Annotated in this window: 15 protein-coding genes; 7 read left to right on the top strand and 8 right to left on the bottom strand. The window is 37.3% G+C overall.

The window, feature by feature from the left end:
• Positions 1–1,111: 1,111 nt before the first annotated feature.
• The 3 genes from mutT to PVV57_RS04325 all read right to left on the bottom strand — a co-directional run bounded on the left by mutT (position 1,112) and on the right by PVV57_RS04325 (position 3,965).
• Positions 1,112–1,525, bottom strand: a complete 414-nt coding sequence (gene mutT / locus PVV57_RS04335) for an 8-oxo-dGTP diphosphatase MutT (protein ID WP_273718192.1) — start codon at positions 1,523–1,525, stop codon at positions 1,112–1,114.
• A gap of 121 nt (positions 1,526–1,646) precedes the next feature.
• The gene (gene argJ / locus PVV57_RS04330; protein WP_273783530.1) at positions 1,647–2,879 is read right to left on the bottom strand and encodes a bifunctional glutamate N-acetyltransferase/amino-acid acetyltransferase ArgJ; all 1,233 of its coding nucleotides are present in this window, start codon (positions 2,877–2,879) and stop codon (positions 1,647–1,649) included.
• Between the two features lie 132 nt (positions 2,880–3,011).
• Positions 3,012–3,965 carry a peptidylprolyl isomerase gene (locus PVV57_RS04325; protein ID WP_273718190.1) on the bottom strand — a complete coding sequence of 318 codons (954 nt, stop codon included), beginning with the start codon at positions 3,963–3,965 and terminating at the stop codon, positions 3,012–3,014.
• Positions 3,966–4,387: 422 nt separating this feature from the next.
• On the opposite strand from PVV57_RS04325, the gene secA reads away from it, so the two are divergent.
• The 4 genes from secA to prmC all read left to right on the top strand — a co-directional run bounded on the left by secA (position 4,388) and on the right by prmC (position 9,698).
• Positions 4,388–7,105, top strand: coding sequence for a preprotein translocase subunit SecA (gene secA, locus PVV57_RS04320; RefSeq protein ID WP_273718188.1), 2,718 nt, complete (start codon positions 4,388–4,390; stop codon positions 7,103–7,105).
• Complete coding sequence (locus PVV57_RS04315) at positions 7,044–7,535, top strand: Fur family transcriptional regulator (protein WP_273783529.1); 492 nt, start codon at positions 7,044–7,046, stop codon at positions 7,533–7,535. The genes secA and PVV57_RS04315 overlap by 62 nt, the downstream gene beginning before the upstream one ends.
• 223 nt (positions 7,536–7,758) lie before the next feature.
• Positions 7,759–8,835 carry a peptide chain release factor 1 gene (gene prfA, locus PVV57_RS04310; protein ID WP_273783527.1) on the top strand — a complete coding sequence of 359 codons (1,077 nt, stop codon included), beginning with the start codon at positions 7,759–7,761 and terminating at the stop codon, positions 8,833–8,835.
• Positions 8,832–9,698 carry a peptide chain release factor N(5)-glutamine methyltransferase gene (gene prmC / locus PVV57_RS04305; protein WP_273718183.1) on the top strand — a complete coding sequence of 289 codons (867 nt, stop codon included), beginning with the start codon at positions 8,832–8,834 and terminating at the stop codon, positions 9,696–9,698. The genes prfA and prmC overlap by 4 nt, the downstream gene beginning before the upstream one ends.
• On the opposite strand, the gene nrdF is transcribed toward prmC, so the two are convergent.
• The 4 genes from nrdF to nrdH are packed head-to-tail and all read right to left on the bottom strand — an operon-like array spanning position 9,695 to position 13,435.
• Positions 9,695–10,669, bottom strand: a complete 975-nt coding sequence (gene nrdF / locus PVV57_RS04300) for a class 1b ribonucleoside-diphosphate reductase subunit beta (RefSeq protein ID WP_273718181.1) — start codon at positions 10,667–10,669, stop codon at positions 9,695–9,697. The genes prmC and nrdF overlap by 4 nt on opposite strands.
• Before the next feature lie 11 nt (positions 10,670–10,680).
• Positions 10,681–12,831, bottom strand: coding sequence for a class 1b ribonucleoside-diphosphate reductase subunit alpha (nrdE, locus tag PVV57_RS04295; RefSeq protein WP_273718180.1), 2,151 nt, complete (start codon positions 12,829–12,831; stop codon positions 10,681–10,683).
• A complete protein-coding gene (gene nrdI / locus PVV57_RS04290) occupies positions 12,813–13,211 on the bottom strand; it encodes a class Ib ribonucleoside-diphosphate reductase assembly flavoprotein NrdI (protein ID WP_273718177.1) in 399 nt (132 codons plus the stop codon). The genes nrdE and nrdI overlap by 19 nt, the downstream gene beginning before the upstream one ends.
• Positions 13,211–13,435 carry a glutaredoxin-like protein NrdH gene (gene nrdH / locus PVV57_RS04285; protein ID WP_273718175.1) on the bottom strand — a complete coding sequence of 75 codons (225 nt, stop codon included), beginning with the start codon at positions 13,433–13,435 and terminating at the stop codon, positions 13,211–13,213. The genes nrdI and nrdH overlap by 1 nt, the downstream gene beginning before the upstream one ends.
• A gap of 682 nt (positions 13,436–14,117) precedes the next feature.
• Between nrdH and PVV57_RS04280 the strand changes: the two genes are divergently transcribed.
• The 3 genes from PVV57_RS04280 to PVV57_RS04270 are packed head-to-tail and all read left to right on the top strand — an operon-like array spanning position 14,118 to position 16,673.
• A complete protein-coding gene (locus PVV57_RS04280; protein ID WP_273718173.1) occupies positions 14,118–14,870 on the top strand; it encodes an ABC transporter ATP-binding protein in 753 nt (250 codons plus the stop codon).
• A 3-nt stretch (positions 14,871–14,873) separates the two neighbouring features.
• Complete coding sequence (locus PVV57_RS04275; RefSeq protein WP_273718172.1) at positions 14,874–15,743, top strand: metal ABC transporter permease; 870 nt, start codon at positions 14,874–14,876, stop codon at positions 15,741–15,743.
• Between the two features lie 9 nt (positions 15,744–15,752).
• Positions 15,753–16,673: a metal ABC transporter solute-binding protein, Zn/Mn family gene (locus tag PVV57_RS04270; protein WP_273783525.1), complete on the top strand. Its 921-nt coding sequence runs from the start codon at positions 15,753–15,755 to the stop codon at positions 16,671–16,673.
• A gap of 930 nt (positions 16,674–17,603) precedes the next feature.
• Here PVV57_RS04270 and PVV57_RS04265 read toward each other — a convergent pair.
• Complete coding sequence (locus PVV57_RS04265) at positions 17,604–18,650, bottom strand: sn-glycerol-3-phosphate import ATP-binding protein UgpC (protein WP_273718170.1); 1,047 nt, start codon at positions 18,648–18,650, stop codon at positions 17,604–17,606.
• Position 18,651 lies beyond the last annotated feature (1 nt).

The following is an 18,651-nucleotide window of genomic DNA, read 5'->3' as shown; positions in this document are numbered from 1 at the left end:
TATACATAAAATTTATTGTTGTGTATTTTTTTAAAGTGGTGGATGTGTGAATAGAGGTTAGGGGACAAGATTTTCCAACATGCGCTCTACAAAGCACATTTCCTTTTGCCAATTTTCTTTATGAATGTTTTGAATTTTGCTAAGTTATATTGTGAAAAATATTGAGCATTTTTTCAAAAATTTTTATCAATATTCACTGTCTTTTGGATATTGCAAAAATTCGTCACCTAACTTCTTGAATAAATTTTTTTAAAACCATCGTTTTTTGCATATAATGTAATGATTTTAAAAATAAAGGAGCATTACGCAACTCGAATGAGATCTCTTGCCATTCGTATTTTTCACTGTTCCACATATCCTTCACTTTGAATTAAAAAATTGTCCAATAACAGCTTAGTAAATGGATTTGCATATCATTTGAAAAGTAGTTGAAATACAGGTTAAATAAACAACTCATAAACTGTTAAACTATAATGGCATTTATAATTTTAATTTTAGGGAATTATGATAAATTTAACTTATAAGTTTACAAATATAAAAATATCAATTCTCAGTTTATTTTGTATTATACATTCATAGATAATGCTAATAAATAAAATAATTATAAAGTAAAATTCTCTCAATAAATACGTGAATAAATAATATAGTTGTGTGAATATATTTATAAATTATTATTTTTCATTATAAAATACGAAAAACAAACCATAAGGTACTGCATAATATTTATTATTAAAAAATACTTCTTTGCATACTTTTGAAAACTTTAATGCTGTACAAAAAAGAAATGGATAAACCACGCAATACCTTCTACTTTTATGCTTTTAGCTTTTTCCAAAACGAATATACTGCTTTCTCTATTGATTTGTTATTGAAAAGTTTTTTCTGATTTAGAGAAAGAGCGTTTAAAACAATGAAACAGTAAAGTATTAAGGGAAATAGTCTAACACGAAAAGGATAATTTATGATTATAAATGAATGCGTTGATTTTAAATACATCATCATAATGAGTAAGCAATTTATTATGCAAAAAAATCCTTTTGGATCGTCCCCATCATTGGTGTTTTACCAAGTACACACTACTCTGTACACAGTATTTTCTCTCACAAACCCATTAAAGAAGATGATTTTTTAACACCTGAACCAATGGTTTATCAGCATCAGGCATAGGATATTTATCAAGATCATTAATAAAAACCCATTCTAAATTTTGCCCCTCCCGTCCTTGCGCAACTCCCTCATAATGGTCACAAAGATACAACGGCATTAAGAGGTGAAATGTTGCATAGCTATGGCTTGCAAATGTTAAAGGGTGTAAATTATTTGCCTGAACATACACACCAAGCTCTTCTTCTAGTTCACGAATTAATGATGCTTCTGGAATTTCACCTTGCTCAACCTTTCCACCAGGAAACTCCCATAAACCAGCCAGCGATTTTCCTTCAGGACGCTTGGTAAGCAAAATACGATTATTTTGATCTAACAATGCGCAGGCAACAACAAGAAGAAGGGGACTTTTTATACACATATCGCTCTCCAATGAGAATATAATTGTCTCTGTATCATATTCCCTTACCTCAAAAAGAATTCACATATCTCATTCTCTTTTTTTTAAAATAATAGGCCGTTAAATATAGAGAGTGCATTCGTTAACTTCTGTAATCGCTATTGATCATAACGTACTCTTTTGTTAAGTCGCAAGACCAAACCGTCGCTGTGCTCTTACCCAAACCAATATCAACACGAATTGTGATGTATTTACCTTGCATATAAGAACCTATTGTTTCTTCACAATACGCAGGATCTCGTTCACCATTCACTGCCACACGATGTTCACCAAACCAAATCGTCAACAGATCACGATCAACTTCAACGCCGGCCTTCCCAACCGCCATAACGACTCGTCCCCAATTTGCATCTTCACCGGCAATAGCCGTTTTTACAAGCGGTGAATTTGCAATTGATAAAGCAATCGTTTTCGCAGCATTGTCTGTTGTTGCACCAGTCACATTCACTTCAATTAAATGGCGAGCACCTTCTCCATCACACACAACTTGGAGTGCAAGTTCATGCAGAAGCGCATCCAATTGTTTCACAAAAACGCTATAACGTGGATCAGATTGACTTGTAAGGCATGGAAAATGTTCTTTTCCTATCGCAAACAACATAAGCGTATCTGAAGTTGAGGTATCGCTATCAACAGTAATCGAATTGAAAGACCCCTCAACAGCCTCTGATAACATGGATTGAAGCATATCCGAAGAAATAGTAGCATCACTGACCACAAACGAAAGCATTGTCGCCATATCGGGTGCAATCATACCAGCACCTTTTGCAATTCCATGAATGGTAACATTTATCCCCCCACAATCAAAAGTACGCGTAGCAAGTTTTGGAAATGTGTCCGTTGTCATTATGGCTTTTGCAGCTTCCAACCAATTTCCCTCTTCTGCTGTTTCTGCCATACTTGGTAAAAGATTTACAATACCCGATGCATCCATTGGCTCACCAATAACACCTGTAGAAGCTATAAAAACTTCATTTTCTCTAACCTTTAAAGTGTTCGCTGCTGCAAAGATGATTTCATTGGTTGTGTTCTTTCCTTTTCTTCCTGTAAAAGCATTGGCATTTCCAGAATTCACAACAACACCCCTTGCCACCCCATGGGGAAGCGATGCACGACAATGCTCTACAGGGGCAGATGGACATTTTGAACGTGTAAAAACACCTGCCACACTCACTGGCTTATCGAATACAATAAAAAGGAGATCTGTACGATCTTTATATTTAATTCCAGCCTTAGCTGTTGCTATCCGTACACCAGATAATGGGGAAAGCTCTCGAATGTTTTGGGGGTGCAAAGGAGATATTTTAAAAACCACAATATGCTTTCTCTAAAAACAAATAAAATGATTGCAGATTAACAACCTCTTATAGAAAACTGCTAGGTTTTTTTTGAAAAAAACAAACCTAGCAACTCTCTATTAAAAAGGCTATCTACTTATTTTTCCTCGCTATTCCGTATCTTCTTCATCGGATGTCTCATTGGGAAGTAGTGTCCCATTTTGATTAAGCGATTCCATGATTTTTGTAACATTAGGATCAGGATATTTCACATCTATCTTGCTACGCAAATCAACAATTAGTTCTTGATAGCGCTTTTTTATCAACTGTGTACGCAACATCTCTTTAACATCATCAAATGCAGGAGGTTGTTTTACACGACGATCTTCTAATTTAATAATATGCCAACCAAAAGGACTTTCAACGGGTTGTTTCGTGTATTCACCAACTTTCAAACCAAATGCTGCATCTTCAAAAGGCTTGACCATTTGACCATGGCTAAAATAACCAAGATCACCCCCAACAGCAGCGGAACCATCTGTTGAACTTTTCTTTGCAATCTCTTCAAAATTTTCGCCTTTATTTAAATGCTTAATGATAGCTTCTGCTTCTTTTCTGGTTTTGACCAAAATATGACGGGCTTTAACTTCATCCTCTTTAGGTAAAGCAGCAATTTCTTGTTTATAAAGAGCTTCCAAATCCGTATCCGATATTTTGTCAATAATCGCCTGTTTAAAATAAAGCTGTTGAAGCACATTGTCACGCATAACTGCCATACGTTTATCGTAAGCTTCTGTCTTATCAAGTCCTTTGCTTTTTGCTTCTTTTGAAAGTGCCTGCATATCCAAATAAGCTTTTAAGACCATAATACGGCGTTGTTCATCAGGAAAACGTGCTAAATTAGGATTTATTTCAAGCGCTAACTCATCCAATTGGCCTGCTGTAATATTTTTCCCATCAATAACAGCCATAACATGAGAAGGAGAAACGGCTTTTTCAGAAGCTTTCTCCAAAGTCTTTAAATCATTCGGTGATGAATTCAAATTTTCTTGGGCTCTCACCCCTAAACTTGTACTTGCCAATAAAGTTGATGCTAAAAGCAGCGTGATAAAGTTAAATTTCATAAATATACTCCTTAAAAATGAAGGCAGGTTCAAGATTCCAATTTTCTTTACCATAACACTTTAATCTTTAAACATAGAGAAATAAATTAGTTATTTTATTTTAAAAAGTATAAAATCGTCCTTTTATCTCAGTTTTTCCAACCCTATCTAATGCACATGAAAAACATAATAATAGAGAAAAATGACATATTGTATCTTAAATTACTTTGTATTGTATCATCTAAACAGCATACCTAAAGTTGACATAGCGACCTTAGCCTCTTATCTCTACTTTACAATTAAAGTGAAAAATTGCACACCAGCAAGTATAATGGTACTATCTGCATTACATGATATCAGAAAACTTAAAGAAAATGTGGAGCATGGGGAGAGCATATGAATTTCCCAACAAGAGTGACAACAATTAAAAGAAAGGACCAGAGATGGTCAATTTAGGTGTTTTTGCACGTAAATTTTTTGGTTCAGCTCATGAGCGACGTCTCAAAGCACTCCGCCAAAAAGTTGCACAAATTAATGCTTTAGAAGAACAATTCGTAAAATTAAGCGATGAGCAGCTTTGCCAAAAAACAGATGCTTTTCGTAAACGTCTTAGTGAAGGTGAAAGTGTTGATTTACTCTTACTGGAAGCATTCGCAACGGTTCGTGAAGCCGCAAAACGTGTTTATGATATGCGTCCTTTTGACGTACAACTTATTGGTGGGATGGTTCTTCATGACTGTGGCATAGCTGAAATGCGTACCGGTGAAGGTAAAACATTAATGGCAACTCTACCAATTTATCTCAATGCATTGGAAGGTAAAGGCGTTCATGTTGTGACAGTAAACGATTATCTCGCCAGTCGTGATGCTGAAACAATGGGAAAAATTTTTAGTTTTCTAGGGCTTACAACGGGTGTGATTCTTCATGATCTTGATAGCGATGCCCGCAGAGCAGCCTATGCATGTGATATCACCTATGCGACAAATAATGAACTAGGTTTTGATTATTTGCGTGATAATATGGCTTTCGATCATAGTCAAATGGTTCAACGAGGACATCATTACGCAATTGTCGATGAAGTGGATTCTATCCTCATTGATGAAGCGCGTACGCCCCTTATTATTTCTGGTCCTCTAGAAGATCGTACTGACTTTTATAACCTTATTGATACATTTATTCCTACCTTAATTCCAGAAGACTATGAAATAGATGAAAAACAAAAAACAACGACCTTTACCGAAGTTGGTACTGAAAAAATTGAAAAAATGCTCGAACAAGCTGGGTATCTTAAAGGTGAAAGTCTTTATGACATAGAAAATGTCGCTATCGTTCATCATGTTAATAATGCTCTAAAAGCCCATAAACTGTTCGTTCGCGACAAAGATTACATTGTTCGCAATGATGAAATTGTTATCATTGACGAATTTACAGGCCGAATGATGCCTGGACGGCGTTATTCTGAAGGACTTCATCAAGCGTTAGAAGCTAAAGAGCATGTTGCTATTCAACCAGAAAATCAAACACTTGCTTCCATCACTTTCCAAAATTATTTCCGTATGTATAGGAAATTATCTGGAATGACTGGAACTGCAACAACAGAGGCCGAAGAATTCAGAAATATTTATGGTCTTGACGTTGTCGAAGTTCCTACCAATTTGCCAGTACAACGTCTTGACGAAGATGATGAAATTTACCGAACAGCAGAAGAGAAATATCGGGCAATTGTGCGTGATATCCGTCAAGCACACGAAAAAAAACAGCCTATTCTTGTTGGAACAACCTCTATTGAAAAGTCAGAACAATTGGCAGAGCGTTTGCGAAAAGAGGGCATTACCGATTTTAGAGTCTTAAATGCTCGCTATCACGAGCAAGAAGCATACATCATTGCGCAAGCAGGCGTTCCTGGAGCTCTCACCATTGCAACCAACATGGCAGGACGCGGTACGGATATACAGCTTGGTGGTAATGTTGAAATGCGCATCCGACAAGAATTACAGGATACCACTGATGGACCAGAGCGGACGGCTAAAATTGAAGAAATCAAAAAAGATGTCAAACAACTTAAAGAAAAAGCTTTAGCGGCTGGGGGACTTTACGTTATCGCAACTGAACGTCATGAAAGCCGTCGTATTGATAACCAGCTTCGTGGGCGTTCTGGTCGCCAAGGCGATCCTGGTCGCTCAAAATTCTTTCTTTCTCTTCAAGATGATCTTATGCGTATCTTCGGCTCCGACCGTATGGATAGCATGCTGCAAAAACTTGGATTGAAAGAAAATGAAGCTATTATCCATCCGTGGATTAATAAAGCCCTTGAGAAAGCACAAAAAAAGGTCGAAGCACGGAACTTTGAAATTCGTAAAAATCTGCTAAAATATGATGATGTCATGAATGACCAACGCAAGGTTATTTTTGAACAGCGTATGGAGGTCATGAACTCAGATGATTTATCAGAAATGATTCATGAAATGCGCAATGAAGTCGTGGAAGATCTTGTAGAGACTTATATTCCTTCTGGGACATATTCTGAAAAATGGGATGTAAAAGCTCTCGAAGAAGAGCTTCAACAACTCTTTAATCTTGAGCTGCCTGTGGAAGAATGGGCAAAAGAAGATGGAATTGCCGAAGAACAAATTTTAGAGCGTATCTTGGATGCTGTTACAAAACTTGAAAATGAGCGCACTGAACGCTACTCTCCAGAGGTTATGGCTTATTTTCACAAAGCAGTGTTGCTCGAAACTATTGACACGTTATGGCGTGAACATCTTGTGAGTTTAGACCATTTGCGTTCTGTTGTTGGTTTTCGTGGTTATGCGCAGCGAGATCCACTCAATGAGTATAAAACAGAATCTTTTGAACTCTTTCAAAGTATGTTGAAAAATTTGCGCCGAATTGTCACTTCTAAACTTATGCGCTTTGAAATTATTCAACAACCTACCGAACCGACTATGCCTGAGCAAACTAGTTCTGATTCTTCTGTCTTTAATGATCAGAACCAAGAAAATGATCCCACCTTATGGGCACGATCACAAGAAAATAGGTTTGTTAATCCACAAGACCGTGACCCCAACGATGTAACCACATGGGGAAAAGTTGGACGCAATGAACGCTGTCCTTGCGGTTCAGAGAAAAAATACAAACATTGTCATGGATCCTTTGTTTGAAAAGCAAACAATGAAAATGAATAAAAAGCGAAACTATGAGCAAGAATTGCGCGCAGCTGGTTTAAGAGTAACGCGCCAACGGCGTGTTATTCTTGATATTTTAGCTGATACAAATGATCATCCCAATGCATTTGAAATTTTTCAACGTGCAAACAAAATAGATTCGAGTATTTCGCTCTCAACGGTTTATCGAACCATGAAAACATTAGAAGGAAATGGAACAATTCACCGTCATACCTTTAGTGGTGGTCCATCTCGTTTTGAGCAAGCCGATGGCCAACATCATGATCATCTCATTGATATAGAAACAGGACAAGTTATCGAATTTCATTCTGATGTTATTGAAAAATTGCAAGAAGAAATTGCAAAATCTCTTGGCTATGATATTATTCATCATCGTCTTGAACTTTATGGAAAAAAAAACTCTTAAAGAGATGATTATATACCATGAGATGAAGATATTTCAGACAAATCGAATTTTATAAAAATTTACCTTAAAAATAGAATAGTTTTCATTGGCAAAAAAGTTTTTCTGCTTTATTACCCCTTTTTGTATGATGCTGTACGGTAATTCATTGCCAGTGTTGTAACAAAAAAACATTGCAATAAAATATTATAAAAATTGTATTATGAAAAATTAGGCTAATATTATCATGGTTTCTTTGCCACAAGATCGCATAAAACAGCTTGAAAAGCGCTTTGAAATAATTGAAAGCCAAATGACGACCAATCCAAATGCTGAAACATATGTCAAATTAGCTTCTGAATACGCAGAACTACAACCCGTTATTGCCTCTATACGTGCATTAAATGCTCTTTATGGAGAGATTACAGAATTAGAAACGATTATCAACGATAAACAAACAGATATAGAGATGCGTAGTCTTGCCCAAGAAGAGCTACCATCGTTATATAAAAAAGTAGAGCAACTTGAAAAAGAACTCCAGATTCTGCTTTTGCCTAAAGATGTCGCTGATGAAAAAAGCGCTATTATTGAAATTCGAGCAGGAACGGGTGGATCAGAAGCGGCACTTTTTTCCGGTGATCTTTTTCGCATGTATGAACGTTATGCCCATGCTCACCATTGGAAAGTAGAGGTTATTTCACTCAGTGAGGGGGAAGTTGGCGGATATAAAGAGATTATTGCGACCATCTCAGGAAAAGGTGTCTTTTCTAAATTGAAATATGAATCAGGTGTCCATCGTGTGCAACGTATCCCTGAAACAGAGACTGGAGGACGTATCCATACATCAGCGGCTACTGTTGCAGTGCTTCCAGAGGCTGAAGAAATTGATATTGATATTCGTCCTGAAGATATTCGTATTGATACAATGCGTGCATCTGGCGCTGGAGGACAGCACGTCAATACAACGGATTCAGCTGTTCGGATCACGCATATTCCAACAGGAATTATGGTCGTACAAGCAGAAAAATCACAACACCAAAACCGAGCACGGGCCCTTCAAATTTTACGGGCACGCTTGTTCGATATCGAACGACAAAAGATAGAAAGTGAACGTTCAGCTTCTCGTAAAAGTCAAGTTGGTTCTGGTGATCGTTCAGAACGTATTCGTACCTATAATTTTCCACAAAGGCGCGTCACGGATCACCGTATTAATCTGACCCTTTATAAGCTTGATCGAATTTTGGAAGGAGATCTTGATGAGCTTGTTCATGCACTCATTTCAGATCATCAAACGACACTCCTGATGGAAATGGATAATAATTGAGCAAATATTCTTTCAAGAATGTTATTCAACAAACGCAAGAAAGATTGCGCACGAAAGGAATTTTGGAAGCCGATCTCGATGCGAAAATACTCGTCGAATGGATAACAGGAATAAATGCTGCGACAAGAATTTCTAAACCAGATATACAACTGTCTTCTGAGCACATTATACAAATAGAACAAGCTGTAAAACGCCGTATTGCGGGAGAACCTGTCTATCGTATTATAGGGATGAGAGAATTTTATGGTATATCTTTCGCGTTGTCTCAAGAAACGTTAGAGCCTCGTCCGGATACAGAAACGCTCATCGAGCTTATTCTCCCTTTCCTCAAAAAACAGGTCGAAAATTCGAGAAAAATAACATTCCTTGATATGGGAACAGGAAGTGGTGCTATTGCCATTGCTATTCTTAAACAAATTCCCCAAGCCTATACAGTAGCGGTCGATATTTCTGAAGATGCCCTTAAAACGGCTACAAAAAATGCAAAAAATGCTGACGTCATACATCGCTTCACACCTCTTCTTAGCGATTGGTTTGATTCTGTCACAGATCGCTTTGATTTCATTGTTTCCAATCCACCCTATATTCCCGCAAAAGATATCAAAACACTTGCAAAAGAAGTGCGCTTATATGATCCATTGCGTGCTCTTATTGGTGGAAAAGATGGGCTTGATTTTTATCGAAAGCTTGCCCATGAATCAGCCAACTACTTAAAAGAAAACGGCACTATTGCTGTTGAAATCGGTTACTCTCAAGAAAAAGAAGTCTGCGATTTATTTGAAAAAAATGGTTTTCAATGTTTAGAAATGCGCAAAGATCTAAGTGGGATACCCCGCGCACTTCTGTTTGCATACAAGCATTAAAATTCCCAATCATCATCCGTAGTCGCAACCGCCTTGCCAATGACATAGGAAGAACCAGCCCCTGAAAAAAAGTCATGATTCTCATCAGAGTTTGGTGATAAAGCTGCCAAAATCGCAGGATTAACACGACACACTTCAGGAGGGAAAAGAGCTTCAAAACCCAAATTCATTAAAGCCTTGTTAGCATTGTAATGAAGAAAAATTTTTACATCTTCCGTCAATCCAAGAGCATCATAAAGATCTTCGGTATATTTGCACTCGATGTTATAAAGGTCAAAGAGCAAATTAAAAGCAAAATCTTTAACTTCTTGTCTTTTGGCTTCCTCAAGCTTTGCATATCCCAATTGGAATTTATACCCTATATAATAACCGTGGACTGCTTCATCACGAATGATCAGTCGAATGAGATCTGCTGTATTGGTCAACTTAGCGCGACTGGCCCAATACATGGGCAAATAAAAACCAGAATAAAATAAAAAGCTTTCTAGCAAAGTCGAGGCAATTTTCTTCTTGAGTGGATCATTTGCTTCATAACGCTCAAGGACTAATCTAGCCTTTTTCTGTAAATGACTATTTTCTTCTGACCATCTAAATGCATCATCGACTTCTACCGTCGAGCAAAGAGTTGAAAAAATAGAGGAATAAGAACGTGCATGAACCGCTTCCATGAACGCAATATTCGTCAAAACAGCCTCTTCATGCTCTGTTATCGCATCAGCAAGCAATGAAATAGCCCCTACCGTGTTTTGAATTGTATCTAGCAGCGTTAATCCTGTAAAAACACGAATCGTCAATTTACGTTCTTCATCCGTTAAGCTTGACCATGAGGGAATATCATTGGAAAGTGGAACCTTCTCAGGCAACCAAAAATTTCCAGTTAATCGGTTCCATACTTCAAGATCTTTCTCATCGTGTAATCTATTCCAATTAACAGCAGACACAATAGGATTTTTGGTTGTAATCTTTGTCATATGATGACCTCCTATAAGCTGCACGAAACACAACCATCAACTTCTGTTCCACTCAATGCGACTTGTCGCAGCCGCACGTAGTAAATACTCTTTATACCCTTTTTCCAGGCATAAATTTGTGCGCGGTTAACATCACGTGTGGTAGCGGTATCCGGAAAAAATAGTGTTAATGAAAGACCTTGATCAACATGCTGTGTCGCAGCAGCATAGGTATCTATAATTTTTTCAGGACCAATCTCATAAGCATCTTGGTAAAAATCCAAATTTGTATTATCCATATAAGGAGCGGGATAATAAACGCGCCCAATTTTTCCCTCTTTGCGAATTTCAATTTTTGAAGCAATTGGATGAATAGAAGAAGTGGCATGATTAATGTAGGAAATAGATCCCGTAGGGGGAACTGCCTGCAAATTGCGGTTATAAAGCCCATACTCAATAACGCGTTTCTTGAGTTCCTGCCAATCCTTGTGATCTGGGATGACAATATTATTCCGTGCAAAAAGCTCTTGTACAAGTGCAAATTGCGGTTTCCATTCTTTTTCAATATATTTTTCGAAAAAACGTCCATCAGCATAAGCTGATTTTTCAAACCCTGCAAACATTTCTTGACGTTCGCGGGCAATTAAATTGGAAACCCGTATGGCATGATATGTCACAATATAAAAATAGATATTGGTAAAATCAATCGCTTCTGGAGACCCATAATAGATCTGCTCACGCGCTAGAAACCCATGCAAATTCATCTGTCCCAAACCAATCGCATGACTTTCAGCATTGCCTTTCGCAATGGACGGCACGCAAGCAATATTACTCATATCCGAAACCGCAGTAAGAGCGCGGACAGCAGATTCCACCGTCTGTCCGAAATCAGGACTTTCCATGGCTTTAGCAATATTCATTGACCCAAGATTACAAGATATATCACTTCCAATCGTGCGATAGGTTAAATCTGTCTCCAGTTCACTTGCCTCACTCACCTGCAAAATTTCTGAACATAAATTGCTCATACTTATGCGTCCAGAAATCGGATTGGATCGATTAGCAGTGTCCTCAAATAAAATATAAGGATAACCAGATTCAAATTGAATTTCCGCTAATGTCTGAAAAAAAACGCGTGCACTTATTTTCTTCTTCCGAATCTTTGCATTATCAACAAAAGAGCGATAATGCTCCGTTAAAGAAATATCGCTAAAGGGTTTACCTGTCACACGCTCAATATCATAAGATGAGAAGAGATACATATCCTCATTATTCCGAGCAAGCTCAAAAGTAATATCAGGAATAACTACACCAAGAGAAAGCGTTTTGATTCTAACTTTTTCATCGGCATTTTCACGCTTTGTATCCAAAAATTTCATAATATCTAAATGATGTGCATGCAAATAAACAGCTCCAGCTCCCTGCCGGGCCCCAAGCTGATTGGCATAAGAAAAAGAATCTTCCAAAAGTTTCATCACTGGTAAAACACCGGACGATTGATTTTCTATTTGCTTAATTGGCGCTCCAGCTTCCCGCAAATTTGTTAAACAAAGTGCCACACCTCCACCGCGTTTTGAAAGCTGTAAAGCAGAATTAACCGCACGGCCTATCGATTCCATATTATCTTCAACACGGAGCAAAAAACACGAAACCAATTCACCTCGTTGTTTTTTTCCAGCATTTAAAAATGTTGGCGTTGCTGGTTGAAAACGCCCTGTAATAATCTCATCCACAAAACTTTCAGCAAGAGCTTTATTCCCTTGTGCCAAATATAAAGCCACAAGACAGATGCGGTCTTCATACCGTTCAAGATAACGCTTCCCATCAAAAGTCTTTAGCGTATAACTGGTATAGTACTTAAATGCACCTAGAAAGGTAGGAAAACGAAATTTAAATGCATAAGCGCGTTTAAAAAGCTTTTTAATAAAAGAGAAATCATAAAGCTCAAATAAGGCTTTTTCATAATAACCTTCCTCTATTAAGTAATCTATTTTTTCCTTCAGGTTATGAAAAAAAACTGTATTTTGATTAACATGCTGAAGAAAATATTGCCGTGCTGCAAGCCGATCCATATCAAATTGGATATGGCCATTTTCATCATAAAGATTAAGCATTGCATTCAGCGCATGATAATCCGTAATCTGATCGGATTTCTGCGACTGTTCTATCCCAATTGTTTCCAAAATCTTTCCAATCCCTTTTTTACACAAATAACGTCTTCATCAGTTCCACGCAGCTCAAAACGATAAAGGCAAGGTACACAACATTTTTCAGCTATGATCTTACTGGCTAAATTATAATAGCGACCAAAATTACGATTCCCACCACCAATGACACCACGAATTAACTTGCGGTTCTCAGCTTCATTAAGAAAACGAATAACGGCTTTCGGCACCGCCCCTCTTCCTTCTCCATCTGCATACGTAGGGACAACCAGTACATAAGGTTCACCAACGAATGCAGAGGGCTTTCTTTTATCAATTCTGAAGAGTCGTTGACCAAGTTGCGAGACAAAATGTTCTGTATTACCCGTTGCACTCGAATAATAAACAATAAGCCCCATTAAGCACAAAGACCACTAATCATATCTGGTCTAAAACCAGACCAATGATTCTCACCACAAACAACGACAGGAACCTGACGATACCCCAGAGATTGAACAAAACTGTATGCTTGTTCATCAGAGGAAATATCAACAACACGATAATGAATGCCTTTTGCATCAAAAGCGCGGCGTGTAGCATCACATTGAACACAAGATGGTTTGCTATAAATAGTGATCGACATTTTCTTCAACTTTCACAATTCAAAACAATCAACCCTAAAAGAGTCAATCTAATAATTTTATAGGTACTCAAGAATAACAAACAACAGAAATTGTATGCAAAACGTGCGATTATTTTCAAAGAGCACACAGCTTTCTGAACATAACAGAACCTCTCATCAAATGACTTCAAGGACTATGATGAGAATAAGCGATTATTCTACAACTTAAATGGGGGCCCCCAGTTATAAAACAATCTTTTGCTTGGCAAACAATTCCCTCCTGCTGTCTAAAAAACTAACGTTCTAAACCACCGTTTTCAAGAGTTCTGTTTTTACTCTTTCACGGCAAAAATCAATTACAAAAACGAAAGGAAATCCTTCCAAAAGAGACACTTCAGCAAGAATATCGCTATACCCTTGCTCAACAAACTTTATACGATAACATTGGAAATAACTTAGATACCAAACGAAACACACTAACACCCTCTCTTGTGCTTATTTAGAATCACCAATCATTTTGATACTATATATAGTATATACTCTCTCTCTTTCGTCAAGGAGAATTCAACCATTATTTTGAATTGTCCACGATCTTCCCACTAAAATATTCAACACTCAAAATTATGTAATAATATAACATTTTATTGACAAACGTTATATTATTACATAGTTTCCAAAATAATAAGCAAAGATGGTATAAGTTATGGATCTGAACTTTAAAAAGACAACATTAGGCTATGGGAATAGAATAGCGATCAAGGGTTTTTCAGCAAAGTTAAAAGCGGGTTCCTTGGTCGCAATAACAGGTGATAACGGTGCTGGAAAATCAACATTGCTCAAAGCCATCGCCGGATTGATTAAACCTCTTAAAGGAAAAATTACAAAACCCAAAAAAAGCCGCATTGCTTATCTTGCTCAGCAATGTGATATAGACCAAACATTTCCAATTGATGTGAAAACACTTGTAAAAACAGGACTATGGTCTTTTTGTGGATTATGGAAAAACCAGCGCCCTTATGATTCTAAGATTCAGAATGCGCTTGAAATGGTTGGGCTCACAGAACTTGCCACCCATTCGCTTGAAACATTATCAGGTGGGCAATTACAACGCGCCCTTTTTGCACGTATCATTGTACAAGATGCCGATATTATCTTGCTTGACGAACCTTTCAATGGTATCGATCGCAATACCCAAAAAGACCTTCTTGCACTGATCACGTACTGGCAACAGCAAGGGCGCACAGTTCTCACAGCACTCCATGACCCTCTCGTCGTGCAAGAATTTTTTCCTCAAATGATTCAAATTAATCAACAAAATGCCTTTTATGGAGAAACAACACAGTTTCTCGACAACACCATTGACTACATTATGCCCCCTCTCATCTCCAACTCTTTGTGTATTAGTGCACGAAAGCACCTCTCTCCTATTAATGATTCTCTCTTTCTTAGGTTATAAGACGTGTACGCATTTTTTCTTGCCCCCTTTGTTGATTTCCACTTTATGCAAAACGCCCTTATCGGCTCTATTCTCCTCTCTATTAGCGCTTGTCCTGTTGGTGTATTTTTGATGCTCCGTGGAATGAGTTTGACAGGAGATGCTATCTCTCATGCCATTCTTCCTGGTGTTGCAACTGCTTTTTTCATTTGCGGCTTTTCCCTCATATCTATGACACTTGGTGGTATTTTCGCTGGCATTATCGTTGCTTTAGCAACCGTTTTAATTTCACGAAATAGCTTTCAGAAAGAAGATGCATCTATGACCGTCTTTTATCTTATTGCACTCGCAGCAGGTGTCATTATTATCTCACTGAAAGATTCAACCATTGAACTGCTTCATCTCTTATTCGGATCGGTTCTTGCAATTGATACACAAGCTCTTTGGTTGATCACCATCATAATGCTGATCACACTCTGCAGCCTTTTTATTTTCTGGCGTGCGCTCGTCTTAGAAAGCTTTGACCCCCTCTTTTTTAAATCACTCTCTCCATTGAGTAAATATATCCATATTTCATTGCTAGGACTTGTCGTGTTGAATCTGGTTGGGGGCTTTCAATCACTAGGAACATTACTTTCCGTTGGCATTATGATGATTCCAGCGATTACAGCCCGTTTTTGGTTTTCACGCTTAGGCCCTATTTGCGTGCTTTCCACTCTTTTTGGAATCATTTCTAGTGTATGTGGTCTTCTACTTTCTTTTCATCTCTCACTTCCCTCTGGCCCTGCTATCATCATTGCCGCAGGATTTATTTACCTTATTTCCTGCTTTATCAGTCCACGAGGCTTTATTGTAACATGGTTTCCCCACCTCTTTTATACTTCCTCACTTTAAGGAAAAACTATGCCTAAGTTTACTCAAAAATTTGTTCTGCTTGGTGTTTTATTGTTTGCCCTTTCTCCCTTTTCTGCTTCTGCACACAATAAAATAAAAGTTGTTGCAAGCTTTTCTATTCTTGCAGATCTCGTAAAAAATGTAGGAGGCGACAATATCTCTATGACCACTTTTGTAGGACCCAATGCAAATACCCACACTTATGAACCTACTCCTCATGATGCTCAAGCTCTTAGAAACGCTCAGATTATTTTTATCAATGGACTTCATTTAGAGGGGTTCATTGACCGCCTCATTACAGCAAGCGGTACAAAAGCACTTCTTGTCGAGGTTAGCGCTAACATTCCCCCCCTCAAAATGAAAAATCAAGAACATGATGCCCATCACCACCATCACAGCATTATTGATCCACACGCTTGGCAAACAATTCCCAATGTCGAAATCTATGTGAATAATATCGCTGCTGCTTTTTGTAAAATTGATCCACAATCTTGTAGGCGCTACAATAAAAATGCCGAAATCTACATCAAAAAGCTTAAAATGGCACAAGATACCCTAAAAACAAAAATTGCTACCATCCCTAAAGATAAACGTATCATTATCACATCTCATGATGCTTTTGGCTATTTTGCCAAAGAATATGGTTTCACTATCCTTGCACCCCAAAGCGCTTCAACAGAAGCTGAAGCAACCGCAGCTGATGTTGCTGAACTTATCAAACAAATTAAAGCGAATAAGGCAGCAGCATTGTTCGTTGAAAATATCTCTAATCCCCGTCTCATCAAACAAATTTCAAAAGAAACAAGTTTAAAAATTGGTGGAACCCTTTATTCTGATGCATTATCAAATGAAAATGGCCCTGCCGCAACGTATCTCGATATGATGAAGCATAATGTGAATACCATCATTGATGCCATCACAAAATATTAAAAAATCTTTTTATAAAAAAAAGTTCATAAAAACATAGGTCTATTATGTTAATAATGATACGAAATAAAGTTAATTTTACAGAAAAAATCTATATTCTATAGATGTTCAGAGAGATAAAGTCATAAGTGGATTTATTTCCTCATGGTGCCCAAACTGCGAGTATTATTATGTTATTTTACAACGTTTCTTTTGCAATAATTCTCAATACTTGAAATAATTCATAAGAAACATTTTAAGTCTTTTCTTAATAGTTTTTTATCCACACAGATCTCCCTGCTTGTAACAGCCAAGCAAATGATTGTGAGTGATTCAACATCGAACAGATTTGGAATGAGGAAATCTTACGATATTCGAGGCTCTCATTTAACATATAAAACAGTGAATTATCATTATAAATTAATCTATTGTCATTAAGTAGAACGTACCTATTCTTGTACAAGCTATTTAGAACACTGTCCTATTTTTATAGAAAAAATGGATTTTTATATCACCGATAAAAGCTAAGATATGGGGAATCTGACGCCACCACTTGTAAATAATTTTTCTCTCTATTTTTCTTACGCATTCTTTATAAGATATATAAATTATCTCATCAGAAAATAGATGATAAGAGGCTGTTTTTATGAATAAAACACTTTTCTACATCCGCAAAAACATGGTTAATAAATTATTATCCGTATTAATTCCAATGAAAAGAACTTTATTATGTTTAAAAAATAATATTCTTCTTACAGACCGTAAAAAGATAGAATTTCTTCATATGCGTGCTTCGACATTCTCAGCGTCATGAGACAATGAATCATGACAAAAACTTTTAATTTTTCTCATCTCATCAGTTACACTCTGATTTTGTGAATGTAATCGAGAAAGCCAAAACACAACATTATCATGATGATGCATAAAAGAAAGTCTTGTCATATCAATTAATGTTTACTTATTCCTTGTGCGCTTTCCAGTGTTTTTGTTAAAGGTATGAAAATCTTGATGAGCGACAGTAAAACTTAGTTTTTGACCATAATCGTGTGTCAAGCGTTCTTTTATTTCAATCGTAAAAATGATATTATTCCAACGCGTTAAAACATGGCAACCTGTTCCGATCGGCTTGATAAGCTCAATTTGTGTGTGAAAGACAGGTCCTTTATCTGGGTGTTCGCCCAATAAGATTATTTCAGGTCTGAAAGCTAAAAGATCAGTTTCTTGGCTATAAGAAAATGAATGCCCTAAGTGTTGTTCTAGGACATGACGATCAAGAAAATTCATAGGAGGAGAACCAATAAAATCAGCAACAAATGTGGTTGCTGGCGTATCGTAAATTTCCATTGGTGTTCCAATTTGCTCGATAGCTCCTTTATTCAAAACGACTATTCTATCAGCTAATGTCATGGCTTCTAGTTGATCATGGGTAACATAGAGGCTGGTTGTTCCTAATGAACGCTGTAGCGTTTTTATCTCAATACACATTTGTGCCCGTAATTTTGCATCAAGATTTGAAAGAGGTTCATCAAAGAGAAAAACCCGTGGTTGACGTACAATCACACGTCCCATTGCAACACGCTGGCGTTGTCCCCCTGATAATTGTCGTGGTTTACGATCAAGAAATGGTTCTATCTCCAAAAGCTTTGCAGCATGAGCGATGCGTTTTTTTATTTCTTCTTTAGGCGTTTTACGATTTTTAAGACCATATTCTAGGTTTCCACGAACTGTCATATGGGGATAAAGGGCATAATTTTGAAAAACCATAGCAATATCACGATCCGCTGGTTCACGATCATTGATACGTTCATTATCAATACACAGTTCACCTGAGGTGACTTGTTCAAGTCCTGCAATAATACGTAACAGAGTTGATTTTCCGCATCCTGAAGGACCAACAAGAACAAGAAGTTCTTTATCAGCAACAGTTAAGTTTAAGTCATCAATGACCAGAATGCCGTTGTCATACCGTTTTTTTATATTTGATAACTGGATTATGGCCACA

The sequence above is a fragment of the Bartonella sp. AU15XJBT genome, assembly GCF_028618615.1.
Taxonomy (GTDB): domain Bacteria; phylum Pseudomonadota; class Alphaproteobacteria; order Rhizobiales; family Rhizobiaceae; genus Bartonella.
This window is presented reverse-complemented; position numbering and strand designations above follow the sequence as displayed.